The 13,522-nt window shown below is 66.9% G+C and carries 8 protein-coding genes; 6 read left to right on the top strand and 2 right to left on the bottom strand.

Features of this window, described 5'->3' with window-relative positions; all coding sequences use genetic code 11:
* Nucleotides 1–118 precede the first annotated feature (118 nt).
* On the bottom strand, nucleotides 119–361 hold the full coding sequence (locus tag MUU56_RS25710; protein ID WP_244770127.1) for a hypothetical protein: 243 nt from the start codon (nucleotides 359–361) through the stop codon (nucleotides 119–121).
* A gap of 209 nt (nucleotides 362–570) precedes the next feature.
* Here MUU56_RS25710 and MUU56_RS25705 point away from each other — a divergent pair, with 209 nt between their 5' ends.
* The 4 genes from MUU56_RS25705 to MUU56_RS25690 all read left to right on the top strand — a co-directional run bounded on the left by MUU56_RS25705 (nucleotide 571) and on the right by MUU56_RS25690 (nucleotide 4,736).
* A complete protein-coding gene (locus MUU56_RS25705) occupies nucleotides 571–1,680 on the top strand; it encodes a PspA/IM30 family protein (RefSeq protein WP_244770126.1) in 1,110 nt (369 codons plus the stop codon).
* Nucleotides 1,680–2,336: an OB-fold-containig protein gene (locus MUU56_RS25700; protein ID WP_244770125.1), complete on the top strand. Its 657-nt coding sequence runs from the start codon at nucleotides 1,680–1,682 to the stop codon at nucleotides 2,334–2,336. The genes MUU56_RS25705 and MUU56_RS25700 overlap by 1 nt, the downstream gene beginning before the upstream one ends.
* Nucleotides 2,337–2,342: 6 nt before the next feature.
* Entirely contained in the window at nucleotides 2,343–4,052 is a 1,710-nt protein-coding gene (locus MUU56_RS25695) for a flotillin family protein (protein WP_244770124.1), read from the top strand.
* Nucleotides 4,053–4,121: 69 nt separating this feature from the next.
* Complete coding sequence (locus tag MUU56_RS25690) at nucleotides 4,122–4,736, top strand: hypothetical protein (protein ID WP_244770123.1); 615 nt, start codon at nucleotides 4,122–4,124, stop codon at nucleotides 4,734–4,736.
* A 35-nt stretch (nucleotides 4,737–4,771) separates the two neighbouring features.
* On the opposite strand, the gene MUU56_RS25685 is transcribed toward MUU56_RS25690, so the two are convergent.
* On the bottom strand, nucleotides 4,772–5,566 hold the full coding sequence (locus tag MUU56_RS25685) for a suppressor of fused domain protein (protein ID WP_244770122.1): 795 nt from the start codon (nucleotides 5,564–5,566) through the stop codon (nucleotides 4,772–4,774).
* Nucleotides 5,567–6,246: 680 nt separating this feature from the next.
* Between MUU56_RS25685 and MUU56_RS25680 the strand changes: the two genes are divergently transcribed.
* Both MUU56_RS25680 and MUU56_RS25675 read left to right on the top strand, forming a co-directional pair.
* A complete protein-coding gene (locus MUU56_RS25680) occupies nucleotides 6,247–11,733 on the top strand; it encodes a glutamate synthase-related protein (protein WP_244770121.1) in 5,487 nt (1,828 codons plus the stop codon).
* 10 nt (nucleotides 11,734–11,743) lie between these two features.
* Nucleotides 11,744–13,492 (top strand): sulfite reductase subunit alpha, encoded by a 1,749-nt coding sequence (locus tag MUU56_RS25675; protein ID WP_244770120.1) that lies wholly within the window; start codon nucleotides 11,744–11,746, stop codon nucleotides 13,490–13,492.
* The last annotated feature ends 30 nt before the right edge of the window (nucleotides 13,493–13,522 follow it).

Here is a 13,522-nt window from a genome sequence, read left to right as displayed (position 1 = left end):
CGAACGGCCTGACCGGTCACGGGCGCAACCCAGATAAGACGATCAACATAACCGGCTTATTTCAAATTCAAGGCCGAAACGCATGCCGGTCTTCGCTTTTGACGACCCTGCCGGCCGGTCAGGCCAGCCGCCGGTCTTCATGCTCATGGTTCCGGCAGGCCTCCAGGAACGCCTCGGCCGCATCGGGGTCGGCGCGAAACTGCTCGAACGCTTCGGCGCTAATGCGGAAATAGGCCTCGTATTCCGCGGCGCGGTTGAAGCCGCTGACGGGCGTTGAAAGGTAAAGGGCACCCGTTTCCGCGTCCCGCCCCAGGCTGAAGCGATGCGCGCGAAAGACAGCGATATCGACGAAACGGCCCATCCCCTCGCTCCCCGACAATTGCAGGACCGGACGAGCCTCGCAGGCGGCCGGTGGCCGCGCAAGATGGCACCGCGCCTTTCGTGCGCAACAGGCGTTTCGCGAAAACGACAGTCGGCCAACCGAAGAGTCTGCCGGCCTCATCCGTTGAATAGGCAGTCGCTGCAAATTCGGCCTTGAAAGCACTAATGAAGTGCTTTATATATTTAACCATGGTAACGAAGTTCACATCCAGCCTCAGGCTCGTCCTTCAGCCCACCCCGGACATGCGCAAGGCGCTGACCGAGACGCTGGAGGCCTATCAGCAGGCCATGGCGATCCTGGACCGGACCAAGGGCGCCAATGTCGTGGCGCTGCATCAGGCGGCCTATGAAGAAATCCGCGCGGCGACGGGTCTTCCCGCCCGCCTCGTCACGCTCGCACTGCGCGACCACGGCCGCCGCAAGCCGGGGGAAATCGTCGCGGACATTCCGCTCGATTCCAAGCTCTTCGCCGTCAAGGGCCCGGACAGCGTGAGCATCGCGACGCTCGGCGGCCGCATCGTGCTGCCTTACGCGGCGAGCGGCTATCGCGAGGGCTGGGCGGATTTTGCCGAAGCGCGGCTCGTCTTTGCCGGGTCGTCCATCTGTCTCTATGCCGGCATCCAGGCCGGCATCCATTCGAAGAAGGAGGCTTCCATGTCCAACGAAGGTATCCTCGCCCGTCTCGGGCGCGTCATCGCCGGCGTCGTCAACACTGCGGTCGATGCCGCCGAGGCGTCGAACCCGGTCGCCGTGGCGCAGCAGGCCGTCCGCGAGATCGGCGCGATCGCCGAGGAAGCCCGCGCGGCGCTCGGCGTCGCCATGGCCGCCGGCCACCGGCTGAAGGCCAAGGCCGACGACCTCGACGCGGAGATCCGCGACCTCGACGAGAAGATCAAGGTCGGGCTGGAAAGCGGCCGCGAAGACCTCGCCCGCGCCGCCACCGGCGTCCAGATCGACCTCGAAGCCCAGCGCGACGCGCTGTCCAAGGCCATCCTGGAGAATGCCGGCGAGATCGCCGATGCCGAAGCGACGCTGCGCAGCATCGCCTCGGCCCGTGCCGACGCGATGAAGCGGCTGGAGGATGCACGGCGCGCCGAGCGCGCCGCCCCGCCGGCCGCCACCCCCTCCCAGCGCAACGACCGGCGCCTTGCCGATGCGCTCGAAGCCGTCGAGCGCGTTACCGGCGTGCCTTCCAAGCCGGCCATGGATGGCACGGCGGAGGTCGAGGAACTGGGGCGCCTGCAGCGCCAGAAGGCGATCGAGGCGCGCCTTGCCGCCTTCAAGCACGGTGAGCGCTGATGGATTCCATCGTCCACCCGGGCACCGCTCCCTTCTGGATCGCGCTCCTGACGGTGGCGGGCCTCGGCATCGTCGAACTGGTCTCGGTGCTGCTCGGCGCCTCCGCCTCCGGGCTGATCGACGACGGCCTCGACTTCAACGGGCCGGGTGACGCGGAATCGGGCCTTCTCGGCGGGTGGATGTCCTGGCTCAATGCCGGCGGCGTGCCGATCCTCGTTCTCGCCGTCATCCTGCTTTCCGCCTTCTCGGCGACCGGCTTTGCCCTGCAGGCGGTCATCTCGCAGTTCCGCGATCCGCTGCCGCTCTATGCCGCCGTCACCGGCGCGCTCGCCGTCGCCATCCCCGTCACCCGCTGGTCGTCCCGCGGTCTGGCGCGGATCATCCCGCGCGACGAGACCAGCGTGCAGGAACAGGCCGATTTCATCGGTCTCGTCGGGACGGTGACGCTCGGGCCGCTCGACCAGGGCCATCCCGGCACGGTGCGGATCAAGGACCGCTACGACAACATCCACACGCTGCGTGCCCGGGCCGTGCCGGGGCATGTGATCGAGACGGGCGCGTCCGTGCTCATCGTCGACGGCAAGGACGGCCTCTTCCAGGCCATTCCCGCCCCGGCGGTGCTCGAAGACGGCCACTATCCCAACAACGGAGGGTAAACGATCATGGACTTCCTTTCGGTAGGAATCATCGCCGGGGTCATCGTGACGGCTATCGTCGTCATCGGCATCATCATGACCTCGCTCTACACCCGCGCCACGCGCGACAAGGCCTATGTGCGCACCGGCCTCGGCGGCAAGAAGGTCGTGCTCGACGGCGGATCGGTCATCCTGCCGATCTTCCACTCCTATTCCTGGGTGTCGCTCAGCACGCTGCGGCTCGAGGTCAAGCGCGCCGAAAACGAATCGCTGATCACCAAGGACCGCATGCGCGCCGACATCACCGCGGAGTTCTACGTCCGCGTGAAGCCGGATTCGGAGAACATCGCCCTCGCCGCCCAGACGCTCGGCGACCGCACGAACGACGCCGATGCGCTGAAGACGCTCGTCGAGGCGAAGTTCGTCGACGGCCTGCGTTCGGTCGCCGCCACCATGTCGCTGCGCGACCTGCAGGAGCAGCGCGCCGAATTCGTCAAATCCGTGCAGGCCGCCGTTGCGCACGACCTGCAATCGAACGGCCTCGAACTGGAATCGGTGTCGCTGACCCGCCTCGACCAGACGGATATCAAGCATTTCAACCCGAACAACAGCTTCGACGCCGAGGGCCTGACCGCACTCACCAAGATCACCGAGGAGCGCAAGCGCGAGCGCAACCAGATCGTCCGCGACAACGAGGTGGAGATCGCCACCAAGGACCGGGAAGCCACGCTGCGCCGCCTCACCATCGAGCGCGAGCAGCGCGACGCCGAGCTGACGCAGGAACGCGACATCGCCAACAAGACCGCCGAGACGCGCGCGGAAGCGGCCAAGGCCGAGCAGCTTGCCCGCCTCAGCGAGGAAACCGCCCGGCTCGACACCGAAAAGGGCATTGCCGAACGCGACTCCCAGGCGCGCCAGGCCCGCGAGACCGCCCGCATCGATGCCGAGCGCGGCATCGCCGAGCGCGAGGCGGAAGCCCGCCGCGTGACGGAGACGGCCCGCATCGACGCCGCCATCGCGGTCGCCGAGAAGAGCGAGCAGGAACAGGCCGCCCGCGCCAAGGCCGACGAGGCGAAGGCCGCCGCCATCACCGCCGAGGAACAGGTGGCGACGGCCCGGGAGGTCGAGATCGCCGAGCGCGCCAAGCGCATCGCGGTGCTCGATGCGCGCAAGGCCGCCGAACAGGAGGCGACCGCCATCACCGTCAAGGCCGAGGCCGAGCGCCAGGCGGCGGAAAACCTCGCCGCCGCGACGAAGATCCAGGCCCAGGCCGATGCGGAAGCCGCCAAGATCAAGGCGACGGGTGTCATCGAGCTCGGCCAGGCCGAAGCCCAGGCCGAACGCGCGCTCAACGAAGCCCGCAACGCGCTTTCGGCCAGCATCATCGAGTTCGAGCTCGCCCGCGCCCGCGTCGCCATCATCCCGCAGGCGCTGGAACAGGCCATGAAGCCGATCGAGAAAATCTCCGACATCCGCATCTTCAGCGCCGGCGGCCTCGCCGGTGCGCTGGCGGGCAACGGCAGCAATGGCGGCGATGGCGCGGGACATGCCGTCGGCGACCTCAGCAGCCAGCTTCTCAGCTTCACCGCCCAGAAGCCCATCCTCGACGAGATCCTCGCGCAGGCGGGCTTCAAGGGTGCGGACCCGACGCAGGCCCTGCTCGCCGCCTCGGTCGGCAACGCGGCGGCAAGGGTGCCCGCCGAAGGCACCAAGGCAAGAACCGGCGACGCCGATTGAACGCCTGAAGAAAACGAGGCCGCCGGTTGAACCCGGCGGCCTTGCGCTTTTGACGGAAGGAGACAGATCATGGCAACCACCCGTTCGATCAGCCGCCCCGCCCGCCATCTCGGCACCGCGCTCCTCGCGCTCGTGCTCACGGCGACATCCGCCCTTGCCCAGGCCACCGATGTGCTCGGCATACCGGGCCCGATCGATTTCGAAGGCGACGCCTACAAGCTCGCCTGGAGCGCGCAGCCCTCCGCAACCTACATCAAGCAGGAATATCTTCCGGACGGACAGCGCGCCGAGCGATACGACCAGATGATCCTGGTCGAAACCGTCACAAGCGGCATCACCGTCATGGATGCCGTGCGCGCCCAGGTGACGATGCTGAACCAGCGCAGGGCGACGGACCCGCTCGTCAACATGGACGTCATCCAGAACGAGGCGGCCGGCGAGGCGCTGCTCGACTTCATCGTCAGCAGCAAGGACACCGACGGGCAGTACATCGTCGAATGGAACGCCTACCGCTATGCCCGCTACAGCGATGCCGGCGGCAAACCCGGCGTCATGCTCTTCGGCATCAGCCGCCGCGCCTATGGCAACGCCGCCGCCAAGGATCTGCTGACGCAGCTGAAGGGGCTCCGGCCCGGCCGGGTCAAGTCGCTGACGCAGGTGCGCCTGCCGAGGCCTGCGCGGTAAACCGACACGGCTTTCACCCGGTCTGTGCCGGGGCCTCAGCGCAGCGAGGATCGGTGATGGCGGCCCTGCCTGGCCAGTTCTTCCGCCAACGCCCGGCGCGCGTCGGCACCGCCCGTCCGCAAGGCTTCGAGTTCCGCCGCCGTGATGATTGTCACCGGCACCACGCGCACCGGGGAAAGCGGCATGCCCTCCACGGCCGCGGAAAACCCCTCGACCGGCATCCCGATCAGGACGCCGAGACTGTCATCGGCCGTCACATAGCGCGCCGGTACCTGCTTTCCGATCGCGTGCGATTGGCTGACGCCGGGGAGCTCCATGGACAGGACGCCATACTGGTCGAGCTGGGCGGAGATGCCGCCGACCCCTGCCACCGTGCCGGCGACATGGCTGACGAGCTCGAAGGCCCAGCTTTCGGAAAGCCTTGAAATATCCCCGGGCCGGCCTGCATGGGCCGGCAGGATGTCCGCCGTCTCGACGAAAAGCTCCATGCCGAAGCCATTGCCCTTACGGCCATCTTCGAACGGATCGGAAAGGCCGTCCGTCGCGATGACGATGGAATGTGCCCGCCGGACGACCTTGTAGGCCTGGCGGGTCGTCGGCCATTGCGGATCGCCCATCAGGCCGGGGCTGATCAGATGGCCGAGCACATCCTTCTCGACGCTGCCGACGCCCGCCCAGAAGGCATCCCGCTTCTGCCAGGACTGCTCGAAGGCAGCATCCGCCGCCTCGCCGCCCTCCTCTGCCGCGGTCGCCGCCTTGTCCTGTGCGGCAGCAGGCGATACGCCGATGCCGGCGCCTGCAAGCTGCCTGATCCGGTCCCAAAATCCCATGGTTACATCCTTTTCCCTGTCGGCCAGCCGCAGCTCCGCCGTGTCGAAGTGGGCATCGATCCGGCGCTTGCATGTATGCCCGCTGCGCTCACCCGCGGCATCAGCCGACGGGCGGGCGCAGTCAAGGCCAGCCCGCGCCTTTCCGTCATCAAGGCGAGTAGCAAAGTCGGATTGCGCCGGAATGACGATTGTGCCGCAGGCCTCGAGATAACCGTAGAGTCCCGGAGGCGCATCGAGAAAGGACGTGCACAGGGACAAGGTGGCCGCGAGGAAAACGCTTTGCATGATCTTTATCTTTCCAGTAGCGGATCGCAAAAGGTGGGATCCACGCTCTGCGACCCCATACCGGAAACCGACGTCCGAGGCGGGCGCGCTATTCGTTTATTCCGGGCTCATTCTGGGAAGGTTGCTTCCACGGCGAAGCCGAAACGTCACGGCGAGGCTGGAGTATAACTGGCAGGCCCCGTCTTCCTCGCGCACATGCGTTTTGCCCTTCTGCGCCCCTCAGGTCGGAAAAAGCATCAATGGGCGAACGATCCTTTCCATATCCACAAGCGCATCAAAGCTCAGAAAATTTCGCCAATCTATCCGATCGCGAATTTTTCGAACAAAAACTTGACTCAAGCACTCCTGTTAATATAGGTCAGCATCACTGACACATCATGACAGGAGGATGCACGTTGGACCCGCGCGAAGAAACCTTCGGCCTTTACGATCCCTCGCAAGAGAAGAGCAGTTGCGGCGTTGGTTTCATCACGCGAAAAGACGGCAAACAGACGCATGACGTCCTGAAGAAGGGCCACGAGGCGCTTTGCGCCGTGCCGCATCGCGGCGGCATGTCGGCCGAAGGCGTCGGCGACGGCGCCGGTGTTTCCGTCGATATCTCCCTCGGCTTCTTCCGCAAGCTGACGGGGCGGGACGACCTTCAGCCGCGGCGCTTCGGCGTCGGCAACTTCTTCCTGCCGAACGACCCCGTCTTCCGGCTGGAGGGTGAACGTATCATCGAGGATGCCTTCTGCGCGCAGGGGTTCCCCGTCTTGCTGACCCGCGACGTGCCGGTCGACGAAAGCGCCGTCCGCCCGGCGGCGATCCGCCACCAGCAGCCGATCCGCCAATGGGTCTTCGGATGCCATGACGAAAAGGCGAGCCAGGCGGAATTCGATGTCCGCATCCACAGGGCGCTGCTGGCGATCGAGGCGCGCGCCTATACCGAGCCGCAGCTCGCCGGCCTCTATCCGCTCTCGCTGAGCGCGCGCACGCAGGTGCTGAAGGGCCGGCTGAACTCCAACGAGGTGATGCCCTATTTCCGCGATCTCGTGGACCCCGACCACACGGTCAACACCATGTATTTCCACACGCGGTTCTCGACCAACACCGACCCGCATCCCTCCATGGCCCAGCCCTTCCGGCTGATGGCGCATAACGGCGAACTCAACACCGACCGCAAGAACCGCCTTTCGGAGGCCGCGATCGCGCTCGCCAGGAACGCCTCGATCATCCGCCCGAAGGGCCAGTCGGACAGCTGCCGGTTCGACCAGACCTTGCAGGCGCGTGTGTTGGAGGACGGTCTCGATCTCGTTACCGCCGTCGTCTCGATGATGCCGCCGGCCTGGGAGAACGACGACACGCTGTCGCCCGACATCGTGGCGATGCTTGAATATTTCTCGCTCTACGAGGAGAAGAACGACGGGCCTGCCGCCCTCATCTTCGGCGACGGAGACATTATCGGCGCACGGCTCGACCGGCTGGGGCTGCGCCCGCTGCGCACCGTCGAGACCGCCGACTATCTCTGCGTCATGTCGGAGGCCGGCCAGATCGCCTTCCCGCCGGAAAGCGTGCTGCGCCGCGGCCGCATCGAGGCCGGCGGCATGCTTTGCTACGACCATGTGCAAAAGCGCGCCTTCGGCACGAACGAGGCGCTGGAGATGCTGGCCGCCCGTCGCCCCTATCGCGCGCTCCTGCGCGAGGCGCGCGTGACGCTCGCCGAACTGCCGGAAATCCCCGCCGAGGCCCAGGGTTCGCCGCTTCGCTACAACGGCGACCTCGAGCGTCATCAGCGGTACGTCGCCTATTCCTTCAACCAGGAGAGCTTCAAGTTCCTGATGGACCCTATGCTGCAGACCGGTGCGGAGAAGATTTCCGCCATGGGTTACGGCAATGCCATCAACGCGCTCTCCGACCAGGAAGGCGGTGTCGCCAAATACTTCTCGCAGCGCTTCGCGCAGGTGACGAACCCGCCGCTCGATTCGATCCGCGAGGCGGACGGCATGACGCTGCGCGTGGCGCTCGGGGCCAAGCCGAACATCGGCGCGAAGGCCGCGCGCCAGATCGTCGTGCCCTCCCCGATCCTGACGCATCTCGACATGCTGCGCATCCGCGAGCAGGCGGAAACGCCGGTCAAGCGCTTCGAGATGCTCTATAGGCCTGATCTCGAGGATGCCGACGCCAATGAAGCAGCGCTGGAAAAGGCGATCGATGACCTGTGCGAGGCTATCGCGGCCTTCGCCCGGGAAGAGGGCGGCATCGCTGTCGTCACCGACCGGCATGTCGCGCGCGCCCGCGCCGCCCTGCCGATGATCCTCGTCGTATCCGCCGTCAACCAGAAGCTCATCGAGGAAGGCCTGCGCCTCCGGCTGTCGCTTGTCGTCGAAAGCGGGCAGATCGCCTCCTCGCACCATGTCGCCGCCGTGCTCGGCTTCGGCGCGTCGGCGGTCTATCCGCTCGGCGTGCAGTTCCGCGCCGAGGAGAAGTTCGGGGGCGAGGCCGACAAGGCCTTCAAGCGCTTCGCCAAGGCGGCGGAAAAGGCGCTGATGAAGACCATGGGCAAGGTCGGCCTCTGCACCGCCGAAAGCTATATCGGCGGCGAGTTCTTCGAGCCGAACTTCCTCGACACCGGCGACCGCGTGCTGAAGCGCTACTTCCCCAATGTGAAGACGCCCGTCGGCGGCGTGAACTTCAAGGTGATCGCCGCCGCCGTCGCCGACTGGCACGCGAAGGCCTTGACGGTGACGCGCGAGGACGACATTCCCCTGCTCGGCCTCTTCAAGGAGCGCGCGGAGGGCGCGGGCCACTCCTTCGGCACCGCGGCCGTGCGCGGCTTCGTCGACATGACGGAGGAGAAGATCGGCTTCGAAAGCCGGCCGGAGGAAGACGACCCGTTCCTGCGCCTCCTGACGCTCAACCGGCTGGACGACGCCTTCGGCCTCGATGACGCGGCCTACCGCAACAACGGCTACGAAAAGCTGACGTCGGAAGCGATAGACCGCTTCGCCATCACCCCCGGCTACCGCACCTTCATCCGCCAGATGACCGAGGAGCGCGCCCGTCGCCCCGCTGCCCTGCGTGACGTGCTCGCGCTGCCGGCTGACGTCACCTACCTCTCGTCGGCGGAGGATTTCCGCAAGGAGATGGGCCGCTTCTCGCGCAAGGGCAACAACAGTTTCCTGGTGCGCGGCCTTGCCTGTGAAACCCTTGCCGGCGATACGTTCCGCCTCACCCTCACCGGCGGCGAACTGGCGCGGCTGGCAGCGCTCGGCCAGTCGCTGGTCATGCGTTTCAGCGGCGATATCCTCGGGCACTGGCTGGAGGGCGGCGCGCTGATGGTGCAGGCGGCCGGCGAGGCGCTGGACTATCTCGCGCTCATCCGCACCGCACCGGACAGCATCCCGCTCGAAAGCGTACAGCCGGCGAGCGAGATCACCCCGCTGCTTGCCTCCGGCGCGATGAGCCACGGCGCGCTGGTGGCGAACGCCCACGAGGCTGTCGCGCACGGCACCAACATGGTCGGCGGCATGTCGAATTCCGGCGAGGGCGGCGAGCACATTTCCCGCTACGGCACCATCCGCGCCTCGCGCATCAAGCAGTTCGCCTCCGGTCGCTTCGGCATCTGGGCCGGCTATCTCGCCGATCCCATGCTGGAGGAGCTGGAGATCAAGATCGGCCAGGGCGCCAAGCCCGGCGAAGGCGGCCAGCTGCCCGCCCAGAAGGTGACGGTGGAGATCGCCGCGGCCCGCGGCGGCACGCCCGGCGTCGAGCTTGTCTCCCCGCCGCCGCACCACGACACCTATTCGATCGAGGACCTCGCCCAGCTCATCCACGACTGCAAGGCCGCGAGGGTGCGCGTCATCGTCAAGCTCGTCTCCTCCGAGGGCATCGGTACCATCGCCGTCGGCGTCGCCAAGGCGGGCGCGGACGTCATCAATGTCGCCGGCAATACCGGCGGCACGGGGGCCGCCGCCGTCACCAGCCTCAAATATACCGGCCGCGCCGCGGAGATCGGCATCGCCGAGGTGCATCAGGCGCTTTGCGCCAACGGCCTGCGCCAGAAGGTGCTGCTGCGCTGCTCCGGCGCGCACCAGACGGCGAGCGACGTCGTCAAGTCGGCGCTGCTCGGCGGCGACAGCTTCGAGTTCGGCACCACCGCGCTGATGATGCTGAAATGCGTGATGGCGAAGAACTGCAACATCAAGTGCCCCGCCGGCCTCACCACCAATCCGGAGGTCTTCGACGGCGATCCGCGGGCGCTGGCGCAATATCTCCTCAACATCGCGCACGAGACGCGGGAAATCCTCGCCGCGCTCGGCCTGTCGTCGCTGCGCGAGGCGCGCGGCCGCAGCGATCTCCTTCATCTCCTCGACCACCCCGCAAGCGTCGGGCAGCTTGACCTGCGCGCCATGCTCGCCGTCGTCGAGGAGGTGAAGATCGCCGATCCCGTCTACATGGAGAAGGATTTCGCCGTCGACGACAGCTTCATCGAACTGGTGCGCTCCGCCCTCGTCGACGGCCGGCGCGCCGACGTGGAGCTTGGCGGCAACCGCCATCTCAACAATTGCAACAAGACGGTCGGCGGCCAGCTCGCCATCGACATCGAACGCCTGCTCAACCACGAACTGACCGGAGAACAGGCGCGGCACCTTCCCGCCGTCCGCCAGGACGACCGGGGCCGCCGCTTCCTCGATGCCGGCAGCGTGCGCATCGCCACCTCGGGTTCGGCCGGCCAGTCCTTCGGCGCCTTCTGCAACGACGGCATGGCGCTGACCCATACCGGCACCTGCAACGACGGCGTCGGCAAGAGCGCCAACGGCGGCGTCATCGCCGTGCGCTCGCCGGGCGGCGGCTCGGACGAGGCGGGCGGCAACGTACTGGTCGGCAACTTCGCGCTGTTCGGCGCGACGGGCGGGCGGCTCTTCGTCGAGGGCCAGGCCGGCGACCGCTTCGCCGTGCGCAATTCCGGCGCAACGGCGGTGGTCGAAGGCGTCGGCGATTTCTGCTGCGAATACATGACGAACGGCGCGGTGCTCAACCTTGGCACCTTCGGCAAGGGTTTCGGCAACGGCATGAGCGGCGGCTTCGTCTACCAGTACGACCCCTATGGCGACCTGCCGAAGAAGATGAGCCACGATTCCATCCTGCTCGGCTCGATCGGCGACGAGACGGAACCGATGGCGGCCGTGCATGCGGACACCGTGCGCCTGCTGCTGGAATGGCATCTGGCGGCAACGGGCTCCCGCAAGGCGCGCTGGCTCCTCGAAAACTGGGAGAGCGAGAAGCACAATTTCGTCTACGGCCTGCCGCGCGCCTTGCTGCTCTACCAGGACAGCGACGCCATCCTGAAGGCGAAGAGCCGCAAGGACCTCGTCGAGGAACTCTCCACGGCGCTCGCCGCCCATCAGGTGCGCAAGTTCAAGCTCGCCTATCGCGACCGCAGGGCGATCCTCAATGGCGCCGTGCCGGGCTATGGCGAGACCGATACGGAGGGCATGTTCGCGCTTCTCAACAACTACACGGTGCTCAGCATGGCGCAGTCGATTGCCCTTGCCCGCGTGCCGGGCGCGCGCGGCCCGTCCGATCCCGCCGTGGAGAAGGCCGTGCGCAACCTCTTGCTGACGGAGGATTTCTCCCTGATGCAAAAGCTCGCCCGCTACGCGCGCGACGCCATCGCGGATTATGACGACGAAGCCTTGGCAGTGATGGTCGCCGCAAAACGCCTCGACGACTACCGCCAGGCGCTGAAGGGCCGCAACACGCGCGCCATCGACAGCCCCGGTACCTATGGCTGGATCCTCCACCAGTCCGCCCGCAACATCGAGCGCATCGGCCGCATCCCCAGCTTCGAGGAGCTGTTCGCGCGCCAGGCGATTTCCGGCTTCGCGCCCGCGAGACAGTGAGACAGAGACGATGAAGATCCCCTACATCCCCGAAGACGCGCCCTTCAACGCCGACCAGCGGGCCTGGCTCTCCGGTTTCCTCGCCGGTCTCCATTCCCGCCTTGCCATCGAAACGCCTGTCACTGCCGCCGCCGCTGCGCCTGTAAAAGCCGCCAGCCTCCACATCCTCTACGGCACCCAGACGGGCAACGCCGAACGGGTAGCGATGGACGCGGCGGCGAACGCCCGCGCGCTCGGTCTTTCCCCCGAGGTCGCCGGCCTCGACGATATCACCATGGAGCAACTCGCCGCCATGGAGCGGCTGATCGTCATCACCTCCACCTATGGCGAAGGCGAGATGCCCGACAACGCGCAGCTCTTCTGGGAGGCGATATCCGCGTCCACCGCGCCGCGGCTGGAGAGCCTGCGCTTCGGCGTGCTGGCATTGGGCGACACCGGCTATGACGGCTTCTGCCAGGCCGGAAAGCTCATCGACATGCGCCTCGAACAGCTCGGCGCGACCCGCATCCTCGCCCGGCGCGACTGCGACATCGACTATGAGGATCCGGCTGCGGCATGGGTCGGGCAGGCCCTGCCGCTCGCCGCGGAAAACGCCGGCGGCGTCCCGGTTTCCGGCGGGACACTTGCCGTCGCCGTGCCGAAGACGGCGGGCTGGGGCCGCAAGAACCCCTATCCGTCCCGCCTCGCCGTCAACCGCCGCCTTTCCGGCAGCGCATCGGCCAAGGAAATCCGCCACTATGAATTCGACCTCGGCGACAGCGGGCTGGAATACGAGGCCGGCGACGCGCTCGGCGTCATGCCCGTCAACGATCCCGCCCTCGTTTCGCTGCTCCTCTCGCGCCTCGGGGCCGATCCGCATGCGCCAGCCGGCGAGACAAGCCTTGAAACCGCGCTGACCGGGAAATTCGAGATTTCCACGCCTTCGCGCGACCTGATCGCCGAGGTGGAGCGCCGCGCCGGCAACGAGGAGCTGACCCATGTACTGCGCAACGGCGACAAGGAGGCGCTGGATGCCTTCCTCTGGGGCAAGGATATCTGCGACCTCCTCGCCCTCGCGCCGCCATCGGCCTTTTCGGCTGCGGACCTTCTCGCCCTGCTGAAACCGCTCCAGCACCGCGCCTATTCCATCTCCTCCAGCCCGCATGCGGCCGCCGGCGGCGTGCACCTCACCATTGCCAGCGTGCGCTATCACGCGGATGGCCGCGACCGCGGCGGCGTCTGCTCGACCTTCCTTGCCGACCGGGTGGCGGAGGGCGCGCATGCGGGGATTTTCGTCTCGCAGAACAAGTCCTTCCGCCTGCCCGCCGACAATGACGCGCCCGTCATCATGGTCGGGCCCGGCACCGGCATCGCCCCCTTCCGCGCCTTCCTCCAGGAACGCCGTGCCCGGGGTGCCAGGGGCCGAAACTGGCTGTTCTTTGGCGACCAGCACCGCGAAAGCGACTTCATCTACGAGGACGAGTTGTCGGAGATGAGCCGCGACGGGCTCCTGACCCGGCTCGACCTTGCCTTCTCCCGCGACCAGAAGGAGAAAATCTACGTGCAGACCCGCATGCGTGAAAACGGCAAGGCGCTTTTCGCCTGGCTGGAGGAAGGCGCCGCCTTCTATGTCTGCGGCGACGCCAGCCGCATGGCGCACGATGTCGACAAGGCGCTTGTCGAGATCATCGCCACCCATGGCGGCCTGACGGCGGATAAAGCGGCCGACTATGTCGCAGGGCTCAAGCGGGAAAAACGATACCTGCGCGACGTCTATTGACCACGCCGGCTGATTGCCGTCCTTCAACGA

The organism is Shinella yambaruensis, assembly GCF_022899355.1.
In the GTDB taxonomy this organism is placed as follows: Bacteria; Pseudomonadota; Alphaproteobacteria; order Rhizobiales; family Rhizobiaceae; genus Shinella; species Shinella yambaruensis.
Note: the sequence above shows the minus strand (reverse complement) of the source record. Positions and strands in the feature narration are given on the sequence as shown.